15 protein-coding genes and 3 pseudogenes are annotated in these 23,237 nt (G+C 52.2%); 5 read left to right on the top strand and 13 right to left on the bottom strand.

What is annotated here, in order from left to right:
• The first annotated feature begins 3 nt into the window (after positions 1-3).
• Positions 4-2,361 carry a penicillin-binding protein 1C gene (pbpC, locus tag ACT3RR_RS04940; RefSeq protein ID WP_496199865.1) on the top strand — a complete coding sequence of 786 codons (2,358 nt, stop codon included), beginning with the start codon at positions 4-6 and terminating at the stop codon, positions 2,359-2,361.
• Between the two features lie 96 nt (positions 2,362-2,457).
• On the opposite strand, the gene ACT3RR_RS04935 is transcribed toward pbpC, so the two are convergent.
• From ACT3RR_RS04935 to ACT3RR_RS04905, 7 genes and pseudogenes are all read right to left on the bottom strand, one after another.
• Positions 2,458-3,246, bottom strand: coding sequence for a hypothetical protein (locus tag ACT3RR_RS04935; RefSeq protein WP_496199864.1), 789 nt, complete (start codon positions 3,244-3,246; stop codon positions 2,458-2,460).
• 139 nt (positions 3,247-3,385) lie between these two features.
• On the bottom strand, positions 3,386-3,949 hold the full coding sequence (locus ACT3RR_RS04930; RefSeq protein ID WP_496199863.1) for a hypothetical protein: 564 nt from the start codon (positions 3,947-3,949) through the stop codon (positions 3,386-3,388).
• Positions 3,950-4,182: 233 nt separating this feature from the next.
• Positions 4,183-4,770, bottom strand: a complete 588-nt coding sequence (locus ACT3RR_RS04925; RefSeq protein WP_496199862.1) for an Ail/Lom family outer membrane beta-barrel protein — start codon at positions 4,768-4,770, stop codon at positions 4,183-4,185.
• Between the two features lie 269 nt (positions 4,771-5,039).
• Positions 5,040-5,243 (bottom strand): annotated as a pseudogene (locus ACT3RR_RS04920) (VENN motif pre-toxin domain-containing protein); the annotation flags it as partial.
• 99 nt (positions 5,244-5,342) lie between these two features.
• Positions 5,343-5,711 carry a hypothetical protein gene (locus tag ACT3RR_RS04915; RefSeq protein ID WP_485901502.1) on the bottom strand — a complete coding sequence of 123 codons (369 nt, stop codon included), beginning with the start codon at positions 5,709-5,711 and terminating at the stop codon, positions 5,343-5,345.
• Positions 5,708-6,112, bottom strand: a pseudogene (locus ACT3RR_RS04910) (deaminase domain-containing protein); the annotation flags it as partial. The gene ACT3RR_RS04915 and the pseudogene ACT3RR_RS04910, both read right to left, overlap by 4 nt.
• A 111-nt stretch (positions 6,113-6,223) precedes the next feature.
• A pseudogene (locus ACT3RR_RS04905) lies at positions 6,224-8,260 on the bottom strand (hemagglutinin repeat-containing protein); the annotation flags it as partial.
• A gap of 118 nt (positions 8,261-8,378) precedes the next feature.
• Between ACT3RR_RS04905 and ACT3RR_RS04900 the strand changes: the two are divergent.
• Complete coding sequence (locus ACT3RR_RS04900; protein ID WP_485901504.1) at positions 8,379-8,591, top strand: SymE family type I addiction module toxin; 213 nt, start codon at positions 8,379-8,381, stop codon at positions 8,589-8,591.
• Between the two features lie 42 nt (positions 8,592-8,633).
• Here the strand turns inward: ACT3RR_RS04900 and ACT3RR_RS04895 are convergent, their stop codons facing one another.
• The 6 genes from ACT3RR_RS04895 to ACT3RR_RS04870 all read right to left on the bottom strand — a co-directional run bounded on the left by ACT3RR_RS04895 (position 8,634) and on the right by ACT3RR_RS04870 (position 20,842).
• Entirely contained in the window at positions 8,634-8,840 is a 207-nt protein-coding gene (locus ACT3RR_RS04895; protein ID WP_496199861.1) for a hypothetical protein, read from the bottom strand.
• 4 nt (positions 8,841-8,844) lie between these two features.
• On the bottom strand, positions 8,845-17,241 hold the full coding sequence (locus ACT3RR_RS04890; protein WP_496199860.1) for a hemagglutinin repeat-containing protein: 8,397 nt from the start codon (positions 17,239-17,241) through the stop codon (positions 8,845-8,847).
• 17 nt (positions 17,242-17,258) lie between these two features.
• Positions 17,259-18,887: a ShlB/FhaC/HecB family hemolysin secretion/activation protein gene (locus ACT3RR_RS04885; RefSeq protein ID WP_496200059.1), complete on the bottom strand. Its 1,629-nt coding sequence runs from the start codon at positions 18,885-18,887 to the stop codon at positions 17,259-17,261.
• Between the two features lie 527 nt (positions 18,888-19,414).
• Positions 19,415-19,744 (bottom strand): curli assembly chaperone CsgC, encoded by a 330-nt coding sequence (gene csgC / locus ACT3RR_RS04880; protein WP_496199859.1) that lies wholly within the window; start codon positions 19,742-19,744, stop codon positions 19,415-19,417.
• 81 nt (positions 19,745-19,825) lie between these two features.
• Positions 19,826-20,263 (bottom strand): curlin, encoded by a 438-nt coding sequence (locus ACT3RR_RS04875; RefSeq protein WP_353502838.1) that lies wholly within the window; start codon positions 20,261-20,263, stop codon positions 19,826-19,828.
• 51 nt (positions 20,264-20,314) lie between these two features.
• The gene (locus ACT3RR_RS04870) at positions 20,315-20,842 is read right to left on the bottom strand and encodes a curlin (protein ID WP_496199858.1); all 528 of its coding nucleotides are present in this window, start codon (positions 20,840-20,842) and stop codon (positions 20,315-20,317) included.
• 898 nt (positions 20,843-21,740) lie between these two features.
• Here ACT3RR_RS04870 and csgD point away from each other — a divergent pair.
• The 3 genes from csgD to csgF are packed head-to-tail and all read left to right on the top strand — an operon-like array spanning position 21,741 to position 23,196.
• Complete coding sequence (gene csgD / locus ACT3RR_RS04865) at positions 21,741-22,391, top strand: biofilm master transcriptional regulator CsgD (protein WP_353502840.1); 651 nt, start codon at positions 21,741-21,743, stop codon at positions 22,389-22,391.
• 4 nt (positions 22,392-22,395) lie between these two features.
• Entirely contained in the window at positions 22,396-22,782 is a 387-nt protein-coding gene (gene csgE / locus ACT3RR_RS04860; RefSeq protein ID WP_496200058.1) for a curli production assembly/transport protein CsgE, read from the top strand.
• Between the two features lie 9 nt (positions 22,783-22,791).
• Positions 22,792-23,196 (top strand): curli production assembly/transport protein CsgF, encoded by a 405-nt coding sequence (gene csgF, locus ACT3RR_RS04855; RefSeq protein WP_396130946.1) that lies wholly within the window; start codon positions 22,792-22,794, stop codon positions 23,194-23,196.
• Positions 23,197-23,237: the final 41 nt, after the last annotated feature.

Here is a 23,237-nt window from a genome sequence, read left to right as displayed (position 1 = left end):
CGCATGACTCAGACTTTTAGCCTAAAACGTCTCCTACAAAACGGCCTTATGGCCGTTTTTTTGCTGGCTATCTTCTTCGTCGGCTGCCGCCTGTGGCCTCATCCGCCGCTGTCCCACGGCTTGCCTTTTTCCAGCACTTACTACGACCGCAACGGCACCCTGCTGCGCATCACCCTCGCCAATGACGAGCGATATCGCACTTGGACGCCGCTGGAGCAGATTTCCCCGCGCGTGATTCAGGGCATTCAATTGCATGAAGACCGTTGGTTCTACTTTCATCCCGGCTTCAACCCTGCCAGCCTGCTGCGCGGCTTCTGGCGTAGTTATATTCTTGGCGGCAAGCAGCAAGGCGGCTCGACGCTGACCATGCAGTTGGCGCGCATGCGCTGGCATCTCAACACCCGCACGCCGTCCGGCAAGCTTTGGCAAATTGTTCGCGCGCTGCAGCTCGAGCTGAGTTATTCCAAACACGACATTCTCGAGGCTTATCTCAACTACGCGCCTTATGGGCGGAACATTGAGAGTATTGGCGCGGCCAGCCTGATTTACTTCAACAAGCCGGCGGCCGATCTTAACCTGCCGGAAGCCCTGACGCTGGCGGTTTTGCCGCAGTCGCCGAGTTATCGCATTGACACCAAAACCGGCGTGCTCGGCGAGGCGCTGAATCAGGCGCGCAATCGCCTGTTTGCCCGCTGGCAGCGGCGTTATGACACTGACAGCAGCCAGAGCGCGCTGTTTCAACTGCCGCTAAGCCTGCGCCAGCCGGAGCAGATGCCTTATATCGCGCCGCACTTCATCGAGCAGATTCGCCAAGAGCATCCGCCACTGCAAGGCACCCAAAGCCGGGTTGATACCGAGCTGGACGCCGGGCTGCAAAAGCTGGTCGAGCGGCAGGTGGACGCCTTCATCACCCGCAACGCCAGCCGTGGGATCCACAACGCCGCCGCGCTGCTGGTCGATACGCGCGATATGGGCGTGCGGGCGCTGGTTGGCTCCGCCGACTACTACAATCGGGATATTCAGGGGCAGGTTAACGGCACCAATGCCAAACGCTCGCCCGGCTCGACACTCAAACCCTTTATCTACGCGCTGGGGCTGGAGCAGGGCGTGCTGCACCCGATGACCATTCTCAAAGACGTGCCCTCCTCCTTCGGTGCTTATGCGCCGGAGAACTTCGACCGACGCTTTCTCGGGCCGGTTACCGCCACCGATGCCTTAAACTTCAGCCGTAATATTCCGGCGGTGTACATCGCCTCCCAGCTCAAAAACCCGACGCTGTATCAGTTTCTACGGCTGTCCGGCGTCGCTAATATGGCGAGTGAAAGCCACTATGGTTTGTCGTTGGTGCTCGGCGGCGGCGAAGTCACGGTGCAAGAGCTGGCGCGGCTTTACGCGCTGCTGGCTAACCGTGGGGAACTCAAACCGCTGCGGCTGCAAAAGCAGGACGCCTCCCCTGCCCCGATTCGCCTGCTGAGCAATGAAGCCAGTTTTATTACGCTGGATATGCTGCGCCAGCACCGCAGGCCGGGCGACACGCTGGCGCAAAGGCCGACCTCTCTGCCTGTGTACTGGAAAACCGGCACCTCGTGGGGATTTCGGGATGCATGGACGGCGGGGATTTTCGGCCCCTACGTGCTGGTGGTCTGGGAAGGGAATTTCGACAGTAAAGGTAACGGAGCCTTTATCGGCGCGGATGCCGCAGCACCTCTTTTCTTCAATATTATCGACAGCGTTCAAGCCAACTACCCGACCCTACGCGAGCCAAAACATCCGTGGCCGAAACAGCTAAAACGGGTGGATATCTGCCTCGCCAGCGGCGACCTGCCGACGCCGTGGTGCCAGCAGCAGGGCAAAACCTGGTTTATTCCGGGCAAATCGCCGATTAAGGTCGATACCATTTACCGCCCGGTAGTGCTGGATATTCAAACTGGGGAAGTCGCCTGCCCGCCATATGACCCAGAGCAGACGCGCACCGAGGTGTTTGAGTTCTGGCCGTCAGATCTGGCCAACGTTTTCGCACAGGCCGGTTTACCCAAACGCACGCCGCCGAATAACAACCGCTGCAAGAGTGACACCAATACGGTCAGCGGCTCGCCGCCGCGCATCACTTCTCCACTGCGTAACACCACTTACACCCTGCGCCAGTCGCAGCAAGGCCGCGATGCGATTGTCTTCAATGCCACCACGGACGCGGATAGCAAAACGATATATTGGTTTGTGGATGATATTTATCTCGGCAGCAGCGCCAGTAAAACCGCGCTGCAGTGGCGGCCAGAGAATAACGGCCAATATCGAATAAGGGCCGTGGATGATCACGGGCGCGGGGATTCAAGGTTGATAAAAATTGAGATAGTGAATTAATTGGCGGGGAAGCCACTGGGTTATTCCTCCCCTTTTTAGGGAGGTTTGAATGAAAATGTATTTCCGAGAGAGGCGCAGACTGTTTAGACATTCCGGTTATTCAGTCGGACAGTCCGTTTTGTCATAAGATAAGGTCTTCTCACTCAAGCCTTGGTTATAAACATAGTCAACCGTCAAACCATATTGTTGCACCATCGGCGTAGCGCAAAAACCTTTAATAAAAATGGCTCTGTTATTTTTATCCAGCGCTGAAAAACCTACCTCATTGAAATCTATATTTTCGACGCCGTGGGTATAAATGAGTTTCTTATTATTAATCTCAACACTTTTTAAAACCGTGTAATAATCCATTCTGACTGGCAGTGATAATTTAGAGATTTCAGCCTGACTCTGCGCCTCAAACGTCGCCCAAGCCTGATCGGCACTTTTGGTTAATAAAGCCCCCATTCCAAACATCACTCCAAGAGAGACTAAAACACAAACTACGGTAGCAAGAGTCATGTGTTTACTAACTATGTTCTTAGACTTTACGTTCTGATGATGGAAGAAAGTCCCCACCACCCCGCCACAAAACATAAGAATAAACATCGTCACAATAATTGTGCTACCCGTGTTATTAGCCGATATATTTAAGGCTTTCACTAAAAGGAAAAGCAAGAGCATAGCCACCGCGCAAATACGGCTTCTACGATAAATCCCATAAGCCAAAGCAACAGCAGCAAGGGTGTAACCAATACTATAAATATTGGCTAACAACCCATGCCCAAGCCCCGACCAAAAGTAAAGCGTAAATCCCAGGTTAATAGCCGCTGACAGTATCGCCGCCCCCCAGGCATTTTTAACAAAACGATTAATGTCCTTTTCAATCTTTGCTGTATCAGTCATTGTTTTGGCCTGTGATTTTTCGTGCAAGAATCTGTGTGTTTTAAGAGTGTTAGACGGGGTAATTTTACACTCCGAAAAACATTGTTCAACCAAATCAGTCAGAAAAAATATTTTTAAACATCACCTTTTTAAACTCATTCTAGAATGAGAAAAAGCCACTTTTCTTACAAATCGTGCCAGTCCAACCTTTAATTGGATCTTTACTTGTTAAATCCTCAATTGTTACAGCAACCGGGCTATAATTATATTCGCTCAACTCAGCATGAATTTCATACTGATGATTACTTTCAGGAACAAAGTAGGTAGAGTGATGATGCATTTCGGTAGTGCCGTTATATTTTGTCTCTTGAAGAGAGTTGATAATTTTTAAGTATTGGCCTGATTTTATAATATATTCCTTTACAGACTTACCCTTAAATTTTTGAGAAGGGGTCATTCCAACTGTTTTGGTCGTTCCCACGCTGTAATCTGCCTGAGTCAGTAAGGATAAATGGAAAGTTGAAGTAAGCTTTCTTGCGTCAACCTCTTTATAGCAATCTCCCGATTTCTCATAGACTTTCAGCCCAATCGTTCCTTTATCCAATACTCTAATTTTGGCTGCATCATTCCCTGTATAATCCACAAAAGCATGGCGAGTATCGAGTTGACACCCAGACAAAAGAAAAATAGCCAAGGGACATGCATAAAAAAATCTAAAAGTCATGACTTCATCCTGTTATTTAAATAAAAACATTTCCCACTACTACATTTATATGGTTATCGGAGTCAGGTTAAATTCCTTTAGGGGCATAGCTTTTTTTACATTGTGGTTCTATATCGCTCCCACTCACAACTCCCCATCTGCTTTTTGCTATTTTTTAATAAAACATTATTATATTAAGAAATAAATAAAGAAGTGAAATATTTCACTTCTTTGTTACTTCTCCATACTAAAGATTAGAAACGATAACCCACACCCACATTAAACCCATTTACCGAATAATTATTATAACCATCATTTACTCTTGAACCTTCATATCCAACATCTACCGAGATATTAGATAATGGGTTAATCTGAATACCAGCTCCATACATAAAGTTAGCAACTTTTTTACTGCCACTACCATCATATTGATGCTCGTATTTATCACCAGGGTACGCGCCCTGATAAGCTCCCCAGCTATTGCGATAATCAACCTTACTATAATTCAGTCCGGCAAGCCCATAGACGCTTACGTACTTATTAATACGATAAACAGGTCCGACACCTAAAGAATAATATTTAATTGCAGCATAATTATCAGTCACATCTCGACCTAAACGCTCGTATGTATCCTTCGAGCCACTCATATAAGTAAATGAACCGAGAATACTTACCCGCGAGTCCCACTCATAGCGATATTTAGCATTCACACCGCGAATATTCTTGAAGTCTTGCACCTTACTTTGCGCATAGCCCAGACTGATAGTATGTGAGTCGGCCTTTGCAACGTTTGATACGCCGACAGCGGCTAAAACTACCAGAGATAATATGCCATACTTCATGTGTTATCCTTAACTAAAAATATTATAAAAAAGTAATGATTCATACCCGACATGGATTAGCAACATAGATTGGTAGTTAGTCGGAATTATAAATAAAATTGCATAATTGGATATACAATCGGTGTGAATAGTACCGGATGAACTTTTTAATTAAAACACCGATCCAACTAATTAAGGCTAATTATAAGAAATAATTTAAGCATGGATAGAATTATCCTAGCCGCAGACGAACGGCTTATTATCAATTTGATGTATGAATGCCATCAATCAATGTCAGCCACCTGATTCCCTATCTCCCCAATCTTCTGCGCCTCCTGCAGGCGGCGCTGCTCTTTCTCTTTGTCGAAGATTGGCGAGAGGGTCTGGTTGGCGTGCTCGACGTCGCGGCTCAGGTCGGCGACGTTTTGCGTCTGTTTGTCCTTATCGCGGATGACTATGCTGCCGTCGGACACCGCCGATTTGGTGGTCGAGTTGACTTTGATTATTGGTCTGCTTCTATTACGGCGGCGAGAAGTCGATATATATATTTAGGGCTTAAATAAAGTAACCCCAGCCCTAGCTGGGGTTACTTACTATATAAGTTTTAATAATTTCATGTCGAAAAAAATATCTTCACGTTCTTCTTCTGATAGATTTTTCGTCAATTCATCAAGCGAATGGGTTGATAAAATCTGTTTAATTTCTTTTCGATGCAACATCTCAGATTGTTCTGGGCAACGCCCCGCCCATAAAATTAATGTAACAACCTCTAACATTAATTTTTCAACAGGTAACTCGTAAGCAGTTTCAAACTGATAGTAGGCATAACCTATCTCATGCTCACCTTTTCCCCATCCTAAGCCGCCCCTGTTAATATCTTTTAGCTTATGGCGACAGCAACTATAACAACTTTCTAAAAAAGATAGCTTAATTTCTTGATAATCAATTCTTTCGTAACTCATTTTTTAGCTCCCGGTCTAAGCAAGACACCATTGTTATCCAATACATCAACTTGGATGTCAGGATATTTCTGTTGGAACTGTTCAACCACACCTAAGCAACTGCCACAAGCCGGACGTTCAGTAAAGATGGTAACTGTTCCTTTTGCTGAGGTATTACTACCTAACTGATCAGCAAGATTATCAAGAATTTTGTATTCCGAATCGGTGTTTCTACCAATAGGAATACCTTTATTATTTGGCAAGGTTTGATATTGGAAGTTTTGACTCCCTTCACCTACCAACCCTTTACCTGCTTCATCAACTCCACTATGCGCCGCCATTTGCTTTGGCATGCCCGGAATATTTACATCGGCAACAGCAACGTTACCAGAACGCTTCGGAGTGGATGATAATCCAGCACGGATATCAGTCACTTGCTGCTTCATCAGCGCACTTTGCTGAATAGCTTTTTCACTATCTAAATAGCTATTCCAGTTTGCAGTACTCCCTGAAACTCCTGATTGTTTTGCGACAACTTCTTTACCTAACCCAGCCAATTTATTGGCCGCAGGTGCACCTAGAACTGGTGACATAGAGGCCGCTACAATCCTCATCCCATTATAAGTTTCGATGTATGCTTCTGCCGTGGCTTTACTTATGTCAAGCTGTACCATGGCATAATTCACCATCGCATCCTTCACCTGCTGCTGATTCTGCGCATCAACGCTGGTGATATTCAGCAAGTTCACTATCTGGCTGTAGGCATCCGAGTATTGTTGGCTGGCTTTCGAGTAGTAGTTACCCGTATTTTCGTACTCGCCTTTCGCCGCAATAACTTCCAGCCTTGCATTGGCGCATCCCGGACTTGCAGCCTTACCGTTACCACAGGCATCAATCACTTTCTGATCACGGCTGATGTCCAGTTCGATCAGCTCATTAACTTTTTGCTGCGCCTTCTCACGCCCTGCCGGATCTTTACTGTTCTGGACTTTTTGCTTCTGTATCTCCAGTTCTGATTTCTCATTGACGCTCAGATAGTTATTCTCAACCGCATTCTTCCCTGCCTGCGCCCCCGCCACGGCATCCGCTGAGCTATCGCCCGTCAAGCCGCCTGCTAGTCCCGCCGCCAAGGTCGCCAGGGTCGATACGGTCTGTTTCTCCCTTTCGCTCAGCTCGTCGGCTTTTTTACCATACATCTGCTGCGCGATCATCCCAACCATTTCGCCGCTGACTGCGCCTGCAGCACTCGCCGCCGCGTTGTTGCCCTGCGCCGCGGCCAGCGCCGCGTTGACTACCGCGTGCGCCATCAGGTTTGCCGTGCGGTCTACATTGCCGGTCACCGGGTCGGTGGTCATCTTATGGATAACTTCAGCCAGATACGGCGCACTGCCGCCCGCGATGGCTTTCGCCATGTCTCCGCCCGCCAGCCCCTGTATCGCCGCCGTGGCCGCCTGTATTCCCTGCTGCAATACGCTGCCGGTGCCATAACTGGCTGATGCGGTATTGCGTACCTGATCGGTGACCTGCTTGTCTGTCGGCGTCAGGTTACCTTTTGCCGCCAGCGCCTCTTTCGCCGCCTGGATAGCGTTCGGATCTTTCAGCGCTTTTTCTTCCGCTATTTTACCCTGCGTTCTGGCGATGTCCGCGACCTGACTCCCTATCTCCCCAATCTTCTGCGCCTCCTGCAGGCGGCGCTGCTCTTTCTCTTTGTCGAAGATTGGCGAGAGGGTCTGGTTGGCGTGCTCGACGTCTCGGCTCAGGTCGGCGACGTTTTGCGTCTGTTTGTCCTTATCGCGGATGACAATGCTGCCGTCGGACACCGCCGATTGGGTGGTCGAGCTGTCGCTGCCTTTACCATTCACCCCCGCCAGCAGGCTGTTCGCCATGTTGCCGACGAACTGGCCGCCGGTGTTGCCGCCGGTGCTCATCCCCACGCTCTGGTGCTCGACGCGGTAATCCGCGCGGTTTTCAATGTCGCCGAAGCCCAGCGTGCCCGTATCGAGCCGGTTTTTGCCGGCATCGGCGGTGGAGCCAATGACCGAGCCGTTGAGCTGGGTGTGCCCGCCGACGGTGATGTCGAAGCCGCCCTTGCCTGCGAAAATGCCGGTCTGCTCCTTCACCGAGTCGTAGGTGCTGTGCATTTTGTCGCGGCTGAGGTTGATTGACGCGCTGCCGCCCGTGCCTACGCTGACGCCGCCGCTGACGTTCTGCTGCTTAGAGTCGTAGTTATCGCTGTCCTGCTCGCTGGTCAGCGTCAGGTTGCGGCCGACGTCCATCGTGACTTTGTCGCCGGTGAGCTGCGCGCCGGTCAGCGTGGTGTCGCGGCCGCTGACGATGTTCAGATTGTTACCGGCATTGAGGGTGGTCTCGGTGTGGGTCACGCCGTTGCCGCTCTCCGAGCCTTTGCCCTTATTGGCGCTGGCGTTCACCGTAAAGCCGCTGTTACTGCCGCCGAAGTTTAAGCCGACGCCCACCGAGCCGCCGTGGCTCTCGTTGCTGCCGTCAAGCTCCGAGGTGTTGAGGCTAGACCACAGATTGACGTCGCGCTTGGCGATAAGCCCGATATCCTCACGACGGTCGTTACTTACTCAATTTTCTAACCATGTTAAAGAGCAACCGCGACAAATGCAGCATTAAAATGAGCGCCAAAAAAACGCAACTTATTGTTTTATAATAATCATACATGGCTTGACGCTTTCAGTTGAGTCGTTTGACTTATCTGAAGGCGTCAGCTATTTCCTGACCGTCGGTTACCGCCCTAACGGCGGCAGACCGAACCCCAGCCCGCAGCTGACGATTAAGGGTAAATGGCTGGAACAGCTGGGCTTTAGTACCGGCCAGCCGGTGAGTATTACGGCGGAGAACGGGTGTCTGGTGATCAGGACTGAGGTGGGCGACTGAGGCTATAAAGTAAAATCCCGGCGACTTGGCCGGGATTTCTGTTTAGTTAGACGATTCTATTTGATCTAAAACCCCACCGATCTTTCCCAGAAGATTTGCTACAGACTCTTTAGAAGAGCCAATTCGGGTATCAAATTCCTGAATATCAATGCCATTACAGATTTCATTAAGCGCAGCATTCAACATCAATAATTCAGATTCATTTAATGTCACTACTGCACCACGCCCTTCCAGTTTTACTAATTCCATAAAGTCACCTTAAATTATCGTAGTATGCTCTGCCATTGGTTGGCCTGAACGCAGTCCCACCATCTGCCGATTTAGGGTTACGGATAACGACTGTACCTGACGATTCATCCCAATATGCTGTACGACCACCACTGAAATTTTTGCTCGATGTAGGATCCCTGACTACTTTTTCTATATGGGCAGCAAACTGCTCTTTAGTCGAGATCCCCAATTCCTTGAATTCGCCTTGTTCGATGACATGTTTATCGAACGCATGACCATTGGATATTTCCTCACCGACTAACTCAGAATTTAGATCTTTTCCACTAGTGGAACTATGAGCATCACTATTCCTAGCCTTCTCTTCATCCTCCGGCCCCCAACCACCCGGCGTTCCTGAACCCGTCCCTCCAAGCTCAGCTTTATCGGCATCTGACAGATCTTTCCCAATATTCGGCGTACTGCCTTTGTCCGAGTCAGACTGGCTCTGCACTGCTATTATCGCCATTATCACGCAAGCGTCATTCGCCAGGCAACCCGCGCTCAGCCCCTGTTTCGCGGCTTTTGTCAGCGCCAGTGCCGCCTGGTCATCCGGGTTTTGGCTGCCTGCTTCCGCCATCGCCGCTGAGCTCATGATCGCATGTGCCGTCATTTGTTGGATCAGCCCGATACTCGCCATATTATTGCTGATTTCGTTCTGACCTGCCTGCGCTCCTGCCATGGCATTGGCTGAACTGTCGCCGGTCAGACCGCCTGCCAGCCCTGCCGCTGCGGTTCCCAAAGCAACCAGCGTCTGTTTTTGCTCTTCGCTCAGTTGGCTGACAGGGATATCGCCATACAGCGCATTTTTTATCGCTTCACCCATTAAGGCTGTCGTCGCAGCGCCTGCCGCACCCGCTGCGGCTGAGTTGCCCTGTACTGCTGCCAGCGCTCCGGCAACGACGGCATGGGCCATTACACGGCTGGATTCATCCGGCGCAACCTGTTTAATCACCTCCGCCAGATACGGTGCCGCGCCTCCGGCAATGGCCTTCGCCATATCACCACCCGCCAGCCCCTGTATTGCTGCCGTCGCAGCTTGTAATCCCTGCTGAATAGCGCTGCCGGTGCCGTATTTCGCCATTTCTGCTTTGTAGACGTCGGTCTTGCGCAGTTCATCAGCGGACATGCCAGAGTGAGTTTTCTTCGCCTCATTCAGCCCGTTGATATCACCCTGCGTCCGCGCAATATCACTAACCTGACTCCCTATCTCCCCAATCTTCTGCGCCTCCTGCAGGCGGCGCTGCTCTTTCTCTTTGTCGAAGATTGGCGAGAGAGTCTGGTTGGCGTGCTCGACGTCGCGGCTCAGGTCGGCGACGTTTTGCGTCTGTTTGTCCTTATCGCGGATGACAATGCTGCCGTCGGACACCGCCGATTGGGTGGTCGAGCTGTCGCTGCCTTTACCATTCACCCCCACCAGCAGGCTGTTCGCCATGTTGCCGACGAACTGGCCGCCGGTGTTGCCGCCGGTGCTCATCCCCACGCTCTGGTGCTCGACGCGGTAATCCGCGCGGTTTTCAATGTCGCCAAAGCCCAGCGTGCCCGTATCGAGCCGGTTTTTGCCGGCATCGGCGGTGGAGCCAATGACCGAGCCGTTGAGCTGGGTGTGCTCGCCGACGGTGATGTCGAACCCGCCCTTGCCTGCGAAAATGCCGGTCTGCTCTTTCACCGAGTCGTAGGTGCTGTGCATTTTGTCGCGGCTGAGGTTGGCCGAGGCGCTGAACGAGCCCAGCCCGCCGCTAACGCCGCCGCTGACGTTCTGCTGCTTAGAGTCGTAGTTATCGCTGTCCTGCTCGCTGGTCAGCGTCAGGTTGCGGCCGACGTCCATCGTGACTTTGTCGCCGGTGAGCTGCGCGCCGGTCAGCGTGGTGTCGCGGCCGCTGACGATGTTCAGATTGTTACCGGCATTGAGGGTGGTCTCGGTGTGGGTCACGCCGTTGCCGCTCTCCGAGCCTTTGCCCTTATTGGCGCTGGCGTTCACCGTAAAGCCGCTGTTACTGCCGCCGAAGTTTAAGCCGACGCCCACCGAGCCGCCGTGGCTCTCATTTTTACCGTCCAGCACCGAGGTGTTGGTGGCCGAAACCAGGTTCACGTCGCGGTTGGCCATCAGGCCCATATCTTTGCCCGCCTGCAGCTGGCCGCCCTGCACGTTAATGTCGGTATCCGTGGCGCGGATGTTGAGGTTGTTCCCCGCCGTCAGGGTGCTGCCCTGACTCTGACTGTTGGTCTGGGTCTGCTCCGACTTGGACGACTGGCTGCCATAGGAGAGGTTGACGCCAAACAGGCTCTGCTGGTCCTGGCCCTGCGCCTCGCCGAGCTGCGAGGCCTGATACGCCTGCACGCCACCGAGGGCTGACTTGATGCCATCCAGCGCGGCCAGACGCCCGCTGCTGGCGGTGCTGGCATCGTTGGCGCTGGACACCGCGCTGTTGATGGCGCTGCCTACCGCGCCGGACAGTGCTAGCGTCAGCCCGCTCTGTTTTTGCTCAACGGTGTGGGTCTGCACGCTCTGGTTATCCGCCGCCAGAATGTTGACCTCTTTGCCCGTCAGGTTGAGGTCTTTGCCCCCCAAGACATCCGAGCCTTTTACCGTCAGGCCGTTGCCCGCGCTGAGGTTGACGTTGCCATGCGTACTGCCGACGGTGCTGCCCGCGCTGGTCTGGGTTCTGCCGTCATCGGTAATTTTGGTGCTCTGCTTGCCATAGCTCACCCCAACGCCGCCCGTGCCGGCCAGGCCGGTTTTCTTCTCTTCGCGCAGGTGCGTTTCCTGACGCGACTGGTCGGCGGCGGTGATGTTGAGGTCGTTGCCCGCCAGCAGGTTCACGTCGCGAGTACCCGCCAGTTTGCTGCCCTGCACCAGCAGGTTATTCCCCGCCTGCAGGGTGACGCTGTCGCCACTGATGTTGCTGCCCAGCGCACTCTGGTTACGCACTTCGTCGTGCGTCTCCAGCGACATGCTGGAAAGCATGCCTTTGCTGCTCTGCTTGCTGTGCTCGGTCAGATGATAGGAGTCATTACCGGCGGTCAGGTTGATGTCGTTACCCGCCACCGCCGTGATGCTGTCTTTGGCGGTCACCGACGCGGCTTTGGCATTCAGGTCATGCCCCGCGCTCAGGCCAAGGTTACCGCCGACGTTGATCTGCGTACCCACGTCTTGGTTCTGAGTCAGGTGACGATAGTTATCTTTGCCCCAGTCGCTGTTCTCAGTATGCGTCGTATTGAGAGTCGCAAGGTTAAGGTCATTGCCCGCAATGATCTTGGTCTGACTGTCCGCGCCGGTGTTGCTGATTTGCGCCGCCGTCAGGTTGATATTATTCAAGGCCTGCAGGCCAAGTTTACCTCCGTCATTCTGCACATAGATACCCGCCGCACGGTCGAGATATCGATTCGCGTCGTTGCCCGCGAGGGTGCTGCTGACATTAATGTCGCGCCCGGCAATCGCCACCAGACTGTCGCCACCTTGCAGGGTGCCACCGAGGTTGTTGATGTCGGTGCGAGCATTGATATTGACCTGATTCCCGCCGATAAAACCACCGTTGTTGAGCGTATCGGCATTAATCTGCGTCACTTCCCGGCCAAGAATTTTGCCGCTGTTGGTTAAGTCATTCTGGCTATTTAGCACTAGATTGTTGCCTGAGAGCAGCGCCCCACTGCCATCAAGATCGCCTTTTTTCACTCGCGCATAAACCTGCGGTACCAGCACGCTTTGCACGGAGCCGTTCGGCAGCGTCACATCCTGCTTGACCAGCCACACCATATCGCTGGTCAGTAAGGCCATCTGTGCCGGAGTGAGCGCCACGCCTAGCGTCAGGTTGTACTGCTTCCCAAAAGCGATACCCGCGTCCATCAAGGCTTTGTACTGATCCGTATCGTTGTTGTATCCCGCCAGATAACGCTGGCCGGTGAGGTCGGCAATTTGCTGGCGGATCAGCCGCTGTTCGTAGAAGCCGTCACCCAAACGCTTCAACATATGATCGGGATCTTGGCCAAGGGCATTCTGCATATAGTCACTGGCGAGCCACTGCTTCTGGTTGGTGAAGCGCGGGTCAGTCTCGATCAGGTAATGGCTGGTCACGTCGCCGTGCAGCTGGAACAGGCTGTTGTCCGGCAGCGTGAGGTTCGGGCTGGTGATGCGCACAACTGTGTCCAGATTATTCTTCGGCTGGATCTCAAATATCTGCCCGGCGGGAGGGTTGATGGGCTGAAGCGTCGACCCATTGTTCACCGCGCCCGCGCTGCCCGCCTGCTGATTAAGCGTCGATGTATCCCGCCCGGCAATGGTGGTGCCGCTGCCCGTTATCTGGGTATGCTCGGCATAGACCATTGCTTTTAAATCAACAGCTTGAATGATGACATCAGGGCTGTAGTTATTGCTGTCCTTGCCTTGTGAGGTCTTGGTGCCACCAAAACGGCGTTTGGTTTTTTTCGCGTACCAGCGGGTCTGGGTTCCGACATCCGTAATGGTGCGCTCACCTGGCGTGCTGACGTTATTGGGAACGTCGATTTGTCCACCCAAGGTGCCGCCAGCCATCACCCGGCTATTAATGTTATTAAGCTGGTTGCTGTAGATAGTCAGATCACCCCCGGCGATGATTTGCCCCGGATCGCTCTCTTTTACCTGTGTTTCCTTGATGGTGCGCTGGTACTGGTATTCATAAAACTCATTGCTGCGCGAGCCATCGGGCATGATCGCATCATGAACGCCGTACTTGTTTTTCCATGATGTATCAACGTCACTCCAGTCATAGCGTTGAGTCGAACCTTTTAACACCGCCTCGTGATGTGGCGAATCCTCTGTTACCACCACTTCCGTTTCGAAGTGATCGTTGAGATTGTTTATTTCGCCGATGTTCAACACCATGTTGCCCACCGACTCCAGCGTCGAACTGTTGTTGTTGAACACTGACGCCTGACCGGTTGCCCGCCACTGGTCGTTTAGCTGGCCGCCCACGGCCACGTCGCCAGCGCTGAAAATCAGGCCATGGTCGCGGTTGTTGACGGTCTGCGCGCCGATATCCAGACGATCGCGGGCGGCAATCGTCGCCGCGGTGCCGTTTTCCGCCAAATTGTTGAGGGTGCCGGCCTGCAAGGCGATATGGTCGCCATAGATGCGCCCGCTGCCGATATTGTTCAGCGTCGCCGATTGAATATGGGTCAGATTGCCGTCGATAAGCCCACGGTTAGTGACGTCGCCCGAGGTTAGAATATGGTTCTGCGCGGCACTGATCTCCCCGGTTGCGCCATTGTTTACACTGGCGGCGTTGAGGTTGAGCGTGCCACCGGCTTTGATCAGCGCGCTGTTTTCCAGCCCCTGGCCGATATTGAAATTCAGGTCGCCGTTGGCAATCACGTCGCCTTGGTTGTTGAACCCCTGAGCCATATTCAGCGTCATCGCCCCTTGCGACAGCAGGCTCCCGTCGCCGGTTACTGACGAGGCCGATAATTGCAGGTTTTTACCGGCAATCAGCGTGCCGCCGGTGTTGCTCAGCGCCAGCCCATTGCCAGCCAGCGTTAAGGTATCGGCGGAAGAGAGTAGGCCTTGGGCATTGTTTAGCGAGCCGGTATGGATATCCAGCAGGTCATTGGCGCGCAGCGCGCCTTGGGTGTTGTCGAGGGAGTCGCTGCTCAGGCGAACCGATTGGCCTTCAAGCCCGGTGTCCTGAGCTTTGGTATCACGGTTGGCGATCTGCGCGGCGTTTACGGTGGCCGTCGCGCCGCTGCGAATCAAACCGGCGGTATTATCCACCAGGCCGTTAAAGGCATTGATCAAGGCATTGCCCGCCGCCTGAAGTTTCCCGCCCCGGTTGTTCAGCCCGGCAATATCAAGTTGAGCATTTCCGCCTGCGGCAATATTACCCTGCGCGTTATTCAGCGCCTGCCCCTGCGTATTGATGCTGGCATCACCGCCGGTGCGGATCTGTCCGGCCTGATTAAGCAACGCGCCGGTCAATAAATTCAGGTTTTTACCGGCGCTCAGGACGCCGTTGGTGTTATCAACTGCCTGATTCCGGCTATTGAAACTTAAGTTATGGGCGGCCTGCACCAGCCCCTGCTGGTTAGTGAATTGCCCGGTCGTCAGGTTCAGTTCACCGTCGCTTGCCAGCGTGCCGTTGAGATTGTTGAAATCAGCGGAGGTCAGCCGTAAATCGCCCGTTGCTGCGATAAGCCCTTGCTGGTTGTCGAGTGAACCGCTGTTGATCGACATCGGCCCACGGCTAACAATCCCGCGATTATCGCCACTATTGCGGTTACTTAAGGCTCCCCCCTGAAGCTCAAGAGCCATACCGCCGCCCGACTGCACCAGCCCGCCGTCATTGTTTAGCCCGACGCTGGTCAACTGCATATCGCCAAGTGCTGCAATGTTCCCCTGCTGGTTACTCAGCGTGCGAGTGTTTAGGGTAAGCGTTTGCCCCGCACCGAGCTGCCCTTGCTGGTTATTCAGGCTGGCGGCTTTCAGGTCGAGATTGCCATTGCCCGCAATTTGCCCAGCCTGATTATCCACGCCGTCAAATACCTTGAGCGTCATCGCGCCGCTGCCGGTCTGCAAGATTTTGCCTTCGCGGTTAGAGAGTCGATTAGCCGTCAGAGTGAATTGATCGGCAGAGGTGGTGCCGCCATCCAGCAGGACATCGCCGCTGTTAATGGTCAAATGACCGTTGGAGAGCATCTGGCCCTGCTCCCCTTGCAGACTAGCGCTTTCCAGTGACAGGTCGCCGTCGGCGGCGTGCAAGATTTTGCCGCCCTGATTGTTGATCTGCGAGGCTTTGATTTTGAGATCTTTGCCGTTGCTGGCAATGCTGCCGCCACGGTTGTTAAGGGAGCCTTGATGGGAGAGTTGCAGGGAATCACTGCCCAATTGCGCAATAGCGCCTTGCTGGTTAGAAAGGGAGCCCGCGCTGATATTTAGCTTATCACCGAGCAGCTTTCCGCCGTCGTTATTGAGCATTTTGCCACTGCGCGCGGTCAACTGCTGTTGCGCCGCAACCTGCGCGCTGCCGGTCTGCAGATCGTCCTGCCCGGCGTCCAGAGTGACGTTATTGCCGCTGGTCGAGCTATGGCGCACATCGACGCCCTGCCCGCGAGCCGTCAGGTCGCCGGAGGCCAAGTTTTGCCCCTGAGCTCGTAACTGCCCCGAGGCATCGAGGGTGAGATTGCTACTTCCTGCCAGCTTACCGTCCTGGTTAACACCCGCCGCCAGCACGCTTCCCTGCTCGCTATTTAACGTCGCGCTTTTTGTTTGCAGATGGTTATTGGCGGTGATTGCGCCGCTATTGTGCAGGTCGCCCGTCGCAATCAGGTTGGCATCGGCGCCGGAACGCACCGCGCCGCTGTTTTCCATCACGCCGTTAGCAGCAATAGCGACGCCCGCCTGACCGCTCATCTGCCCGCTATTTTCAATACGGCCATCGGCGGTGACCACCAGAGTGCCCGCCTGCGCGCCGATATTACCGGCGTTATGCACCCCGACGCCGTCTTCGGTGCCGATCAGGCGAATTTTATTGGCGTACATGCCGCCGAGCTGGGCGACGTCTACCGCCATTATCGGCCGTGGTGAACCGTCCGCGGCTTTTTTATCGATTTGCTGATGATCAACATCTACCTTGTTGCGGCCTGCCGTCACCTTGAGATCTTTTGCCACTAAGTTGGCGTTAATTTTCACCGAGCGGGCGATGATGTCCGTGTAATCCTGACGGCTGCTGTCCATCCCAGCGCCCTGGATCACGATTTCGCCCCGTTCAACATCAAACCCGGTGAGCTGGCCATTGTTGAGCTGCGCCTGCCCGGTGGTCATGGTGGCGCGATTAGCATTGATGAAGCCGCAGCCGTTACAGGTGATCCCCGCCGGGTTGGCGATCACGACCTGTGCCTGACGGCCTGCGACTTCGACATAGCCGTTAAGCTGGCTCGGGTCGCGCGAGTTGACCTCATTGAGGATCACTTTCGCCTCGCCGCGCGCCAGCCAAGGGTTCCCCTGCACCATTCCGCCCTGCTGCGTCGCCACGTTATTTCGCGAGTTATTAAGGATCACCCCTTTTTGATCGACGTCGAACTGGCTGTAGGTGTTGCGGGAAACGCCCCCTTCGCTTGGAGTTTGAATATTGACCTGCGGAGTGCCGTTGGCGGTGCTGACGATATTCGGCTGCTGGTTACTCGGCGCCTGACCGTCGGCCACGATCCCCGCCTGAGCACTGTTGACCAGCACCACCGATCCAAAGAGCGCCAGCATGGCGCAGGACAGGCTGCTCAAGCGACATTGGCGTATAGCCGTCTTGCTGCGGCGCACGCGGCGTCCACCCTCTCGGCCTGCCGAAGCAATTTCCGCCACCACCATTAACAGGCCACGGGCTTTATTAAAAATGATGCGATAGAGATGTTTGTTCATGGCAGAGTGTCCTTACCCTAATACGACCAGTTGAGGTTGAAGCCCAGCGAGACGGGATCCGTTGAGAAACCGTCAGGTTTGGAGAAAGGCACCGAGGCGAACAGATCATAACCGACCCTGAAAGCTCTGCCACGCACCCCAACTGCGCCGCCCGCTAAGTGATTGCCCACCAAATATTGCGTGCCGTTGCCGCCCACTTCGCCATAGTCCACCCCAAGATAAAGCTCTTGGGAAGGCAGCGGCGTCACCCATGCCAGGTCGTTACGCACAAACCAGCCGCGATCGGCATTCAGGGTGAGTTCACCGTCGAAGCCGCGTACCGTCCAGCGGTTACCGATAGCAAATTGATCCTGAGGCGTCAGGTGAGTGTCGGTGTACTGGCGCTGATACTGCACGTTGTAGCGAAATTTCTGATTGGCGATGGCAAAAGGCACATCAAGCTGGGCGGAAAGCTGGACGATTTTGCTTAGCGCCGTGGCGTAGCCGCCATACTCTTCTGGCGCAGGCGTAGCGCCAAACCATCGGGTACCGCGCTGATAGCTAATGCCCGTGTCGAGGGTGGCTTGCGAAATATAGTGACGATGCTGTAAGCCCAAGCGCCACGCCGCCGTTTGCCTGCGCTGCACTTCGATTTCAGTATCATTGACGTAGTTTCTGGACTCGCGCGCCAGCACGTCATAGGTCAGCGTGGTCTTCTGGCTACCGTTGCGATGCAACATGCGGCTAACCTGAAAATCGAGATTTTTACTTTTACCGCGATACCGGTAATCGCCATTAAGCCCGGCGGTGGTCTGGTTGTATTCGTAACTGTTGGCCGTCAGGCCAAACATCCAGTAGCCGAAAGGCACTGAATAGTGCCCGGTGACGTTACCCGTGCTCTTGCCACTTTTGTGAGGCAGGCTGCTGGTACCGGAAATGTAAAACAGGTCGCTGAGTGAGAATGGGTTATCCAGCGATAAGGTCGCGGTGCCCTGATAGCGGCCGGTGCTGCGCGTGCCTGAGTCATCAAGGCCCGCCGCGACGCGCCACATTTTTTCCTGCTTCCAGCGCAGCGCAATATCACTTTCCCCTGGCTGCTCGCCGGGCACGATTTCCATGTCGGCCTGCACCGTCGGCAGGCGCTGCAGATTCTCTAAGCCCTGCTCGATATCGCGTAAATCTAATAGCTGATCTTCATGGGCAGGAAATGCGCTGTAGAGCGTGACGTAATGGTCGCTGTCTGGCGTTAATTTCACCTGACGGGTCTTGCCGGGCACCACCACCAGCTGCAGCACGCCGCTTTTCAGATCCTGCGACGGAGCCAGCACTCGGGTAGTGATATACCCATGATCCACTAACCTGTTCTGCAAAGTGCTCATCAACAGGTTGATGCCTTTCCCCCCTAAGCATTTGCCTACGGCTTGATTGCTGATGTGCTGTAGCGGCAGCCAATGCGGCAAGGCCTCGGTACCACTCAGCCGGACTTGGGAGAGGGTAAAACACGGGGTTTCCTGCGGAAAATTGATGCGGCCAAAACTGCTGGCAGGGGGAGAAAGGCGCACGTCCGGCGCATCAGGTGCCAGGCGCTGCTGCAATGCACGCTGCTGTTCCTGTTGGTGAATAAACTGCTGGTCCCCCGCCGCGCGTAAATTGCCCGGAGGCGCCATCGCCTGTTGGCTAGTCCCGTCCGTTAAAGGCTGATCGCGAAAAGGAGAAGGCCCGGTAATAGGTGCAGCATGGCTGTTGCTAATAAACAGGCTAAGAGAAATAACCAGTGACTGGCAGGCAGTATTAATAGCGGGGCGGCGCACGGAAATATCCTTATTATTAATCCAAAGGTCAAGCGTCCTTAATCCATCGCATTATGCCAATGTAAATTTGGTTTACAATAAATTTCCTTTTCTTTACGAAGCGAAATAACCTACCTAAGTAAAATTAACAACTTATGAATTAGGATTATTCTTATAAACCAGCCATTTGTGCTACAAACCCTTACAGAACGGGCCATCTCGTCGGCAAAAAGCAAAAATCTAATCAGAAAAAAACAACTGTTTTCGTCACGAGCTCCTCATGGTAAATCGTCATTTATCCTTAGAGATATATAAGGTTAAATAATATTTGGCAGTGAAATTATTCGATGAGTGTGTGAATGAAAAGAATTTCTGCTCTGGGTGCGCCTATTATTAGTCGGGGATTAACTATTATTTGGCACAATGATTTGCCTCTCCAGCCTTAAGCCTTGACCATTGGTTAACGTGACCGTCACCTGGGTCCAATCCCCTTTTTGCATCGCGATGCGCATCTGCCCGAGAGAGAGGGTTTTGTTGGCGGCGAGGTTGATACTTCCCTGCTGGCGGCTGGTGCTCTGCCCCTGCTCGGCGCGATGTGAGACGGCAATGGAAACCTGACAGGTGCAGTTTTGGCTCAGGGTCGCCATGGGCCGGACAATATAGACATCGGCCTCAGTTTGGGTGTCGAACCACAGTTGGTTCGACATGACGGCGGCAATCAACAATAGCTGCATCGTTCCTCCTTATATAAAGCAAAACAGGGCATAGGCCCTGTTTTGCGACGAACAAACTGCATGACAATAACGTCAGGGGAATCAGTGCTGGCTAGCGTAAGCCTGATTGCCGGTACCGTACTGTTGGATATTCGCCAGACTGCCGTTGGCGTATTGATTCGACTGCGCGTAGTTACCCGTACCGTTTTGGCTGATTTGGGTAATGCTGCTGCTGGCGGCCTGCAACACGTTGGCGTTGTTCCAGTCACCGGCCTGGGAGACTTTTACCAGACTGTTGTTGCCCGTTTGGTTGCTGCCAACTTTGTTTTGTGAGCCGCGCTGGTCAATCGACGTCAGCGATTTAGAGACGCCGCTTTGGTTAGCCTGAGCACGGTTAGCCGTACCAGCCTGATAAATTTGAATTTCAGCGTTCCAGTTGGTGGTCTGGAATACTGGCAGAGAAGAGGTTGGAGGCGTTGTTGCCAATGCACTGCCACTGATCACTAACGCAGATACTGCCACAATTTTCAAAAGATTCATGATGCTACCCCATTGGTTAAAGTTGGATGATCTTCATTTGAGACAAAGTGATTAACGCTGTGTGACTCTGATCGCCATTCCTGACGAATTTTGTACGACACCGGCTGACCGGTCCGTACCACTTTGGCTAATTTGCGTCACGCTCCGGCTACCTCGCTGGAGAATAACGGCGGTATTGCCAAAATCTTTTTGTTCAATAGATGCAGAACTGCTATTTCCAAGCTGGGCAATCACGGCGGTATTATCACTGCCGCTTTGCATAATATCGGCCGCGTTGCCATTCCCTCGCTGATTAACAATCGCATTATTATCATTGTTAAATTGCGTAATATTCGCCCTATTGCTGTTCCCATTTTGTTGGGTAATAGCCGTATTGCCATTGCCTTTTTGCAAAATAAAAGCGGCATTGCCCGAGGATGAATAGCCCCCCACTACGGCGTTATCAAACGAATTACTGTAATAGTAAATATCACTGGTGTTGGCGCTAAAGCCCAATTCACTGTGGGCGAGATCGTTCGGTTGCGCCATGATAATAAGAGGTAATGAAAGCAGCGCAACGGTAAAAATCATTTTTTTCATATTTCAGCCCTGATTGACTTTCTTCTGCATTATGAAAATGACAATCGACAAATACATCGAGAAAGCCAGAATTGTTTACTGGACGAATTGAGTATGGATAGTCGTAAAAATAAAAAACTCACCTGTAAGTCGTATTTTTAATTTAAGACTCATCAGAAAGCATGAGGAAAAGAGTAAAAAAACCCGTAATTCCATCAGTCTGGAGTTTCGAAAATATTTAATCAAGGTGCGTAACCAACCTAGAATCCGCTCAACCTAATTTGTCATACAATTTATTAAATCTGTCATTGCCTGGATCAAATACTTAGCCTGCGAAGACGAAAAATTTCTCTCTGTCTATGAGGGTTACAGGTGATATTGCGTATCCTGTCACCTTTTTTTAGAGGGTGAAGACTGCGAAGTAGCGTCAGATCGCGAGGTCAAACCAGTTATGGAAATACTAAACCAAGACCAATATTTGAGATAAAGCAGAAGAAAAACTCACCTCATTAGCTTAAGTAGTACATCAAACTGCCCGCTAGGCGAATGAATTAGCAGTAGTTAGTTGCCAGTTTGAGGTAAACGTGCAGGAGGATAGGTTAAGGGCGTTTAACAGATTGGCTGCTTCTAATCACAACAGTGCGAAGTAAAATTTGCACATTTTCAGTTACATTTTGAAACACAAATAAGCCTTGATTTAGAGTGTCCAATGGATAGATTGATGATGTAGGAAAAATCCTATTTCTAATAATGACAAACTTGCGTGTGTAGTGGTTATTCAACTTTTCCGATTTATTTACTTTTTTGGTTAATACGCCACGGGCTTGCACATGCTACATCCAGCAGCAAAGCAACCTATTTAATGCCTTCATTTATAAGGCATCTGTAGGCTGTCAAAAAAATTAGGTGGGGTTTCATTATGACTAATGAAGCAATATTAAATAACAATCTTTTATTGTTAATTACTAAGCCGTCACTTCAGGCCAGTGCTTTATTGCAGCAGTTAAAACATCAGTTAAGTGTAAACACTAAACTGCATAACATTAATAAGACACTAGAAGATGATTCATTAAACCAGGCACTCATATTGTTTGACATGATGGAAGCAGACCAGCGACAGGTTGTCTTATGGCAATCCGTCATTCGTCGCTATGACGATAATGTGAAGCTTTTATTATTTAATACTCCGAGTGATTATCAGTTTAGAGAAATAGAAGCCTGGCCGCGCATTAGCGCCGTATTCTATAACTCTACCGAGGAAAATAAACTGGTTGAAGGTATTAATAACGTACTCAATGGAGAATGTTATTTCACGCAAGGTTTTGCCAGCTACCTCATTAGTCAATCAGGGCAATATCGCTATCTCGATCATAGTGAAACCGGCCTGACCCATAGGGAACAAGAGATCTTGAATAAGCTGCGCGTGGGCGCTTCGAATACTGAAATTGCCCGGCTGCTCTTTATTAGTGAGAACACGGTCAAAACGCATTTATACAATTTGTTCCGCAAGCTTTCCGTCAAAAACCGGACTCAGGCCGTCTCTTGGGCTAACGACAATTTAAAGCGCTGACATGATGAAATCCGTCATCTGTCTGCTTTTCGGCCTGACATTAGTGTTAGGCCAGACTGCCAATGCGGCAGAAATTAAAGACCCTGGCTTGGTAACTGACCACACGGTGACCTCCGTGGGTCACGACTTCTACCGCGGTTTTGCTGATCGCTGGGATATTAATTATGCCGAGACAATCACCATCAGCGAACGGCCAAGCGCCCGCTGGGGAAGCTGGATAAGCATCAAGGTTGGGCAAGACACGCTGTATCAAATATTGCTGTTTCCCAACCGCCACAATTTTAGCAAAGAGGTCGATACCGCCGTGGCCAGTGTGCATGAAGCCCTGTCACGCCGCCAAATCGACAAAGCCTTATTGGGCACCGGTGATCTCACCGGCGATGAATTCTAGGAGCTTACCGTGAAAATATCTGTCGCGCTTTTATCGCTGTTCCTTTTCTCCCCTCTCTCATGGGCGGGAAATATGGTGCATCAGTTTGTGAATCCCAACTTTGGCGGCAACCCGAACAATGGTGCTTTTTTGCTGAATTCGGCCAATGCGCAGAACTCATACAAAGATCCCAACGGCTATAACTTCGATGCTTATAACCCGTCGGCGCTGGACAACTTCACCTCTGCCTTACAGTCGCAGCTGCTGGGAACCCTGATGGGCAATGTGAATCAGGGCAAGCCGGGGCGAATGGTGACTCAAGATTTTATTGTCGATGTGCAAAACACCGACGGTCAGCTGGTGATGAACGTCACCGATCGTAAAACAGGAAAGATTTCGACCATTCAGGTTCAGGGCATCAGTGGCTCTAATTAAAACCAAAAAATTCACCTAAACATCGCCAATCACAGCAGCGG

The sequence above is a fragment of the Ewingella sp. AOP8-B2-18 genome (genome assembly GCF_052376015.1).
Taxonomy (GTDB): Bacteria; Pseudomonadota; Gammaproteobacteria; order Enterobacterales; family Enterobacteriaceae; genus Ewingella; species Ewingella allii.
Note: the sequence above shows the minus strand (reverse complement) of the source record. Positions and strands in the feature narration are given on the sequence as shown.

Coding starts and splice junctions, on each gene's coding strand:
- pbpC (WP_496199865.1), top strand. CDS start 4: ATGACTCAGACTTTTAGCCTAAAACGTCTCCTACAAAACGGCCTTATG.
- ACT3RR_RS04935 (WP_496199864.1), bottom strand. CDS start 3,246: ATGACTGATACAGCAAAGATTGAAAAGGACATTAATCGTTTTGTTAAA.
- ACT3RR_RS04930 (WP_496199863.1), bottom strand. CDS start 3,949: ATGACTTTTAGATTTTTTTATGCATGTCCCTTGGCTATTTTTCTTTTG.
- ACT3RR_RS04925 (WP_496199862.1), bottom strand. CDS start 4,770: ATGAAGTATGGCATATTATCTCTGGTAGTTTTAGCCGCTGTCGGCGTA.
- ACT3RR_RS04915 (WP_485901502.1), bottom strand. CDS start 5,711: ATGAGTTACGAAAGAATTGATTATCAAGAAATTAAGCTATCTTTTTTA.
- ACT3RR_RS04895 (WP_496199861.1), bottom strand. CDS start 8,840: ATGGAATTAGTAAAACTGGAAGGGCGTGGTGCAGTAGTGACATTAAAT.
- ACT3RR_RS04890 (WP_496199860.1), bottom strand. CDS start 17,241: ATGAACAAACATCTCTATCGCATCATTTTTAATAAAGCCCGTGGCCTG.
- ACT3RR_RS04885 (WP_496200059.1), bottom strand. CDS start 18,887: ATGGCGCCTCCGGGCAATTTACGCGCGGCGGGGGACCAGCAGTTTATT.
- csgC (WP_496199859.1), bottom strand. CDS start 19,744: ATGCAGCTATTGTTGATTGCCGCCGTCATGTCGAACCAACTGTGGTTC.
- ACT3RR_RS04875 (WP_353502838.1), bottom strand. CDS start 20,263: ATGAATCTTTTGAAAATTGTGGCAGTATCTGCGTTAGTGATCAGTGGC.
- ACT3RR_RS04870 (WP_496199858.1), bottom strand. CDS start 20,842: ATGAAAAAAATGATTTTTACCGTTGCGCTGCTTTCATTACCTCTTATT.
- csgD (WP_353502840.1), top strand. CDS start 21,741: ATGACTAATGAAGCAATATTAAATAACAATCTTTTATTGTTAATTACT.
- csgE (WP_496200058.1), top strand. CDS start 22,396: ATGAAATCCGTCATCTGTCTGCTTTTCGGCCTGACATTAGTGTTAGGC.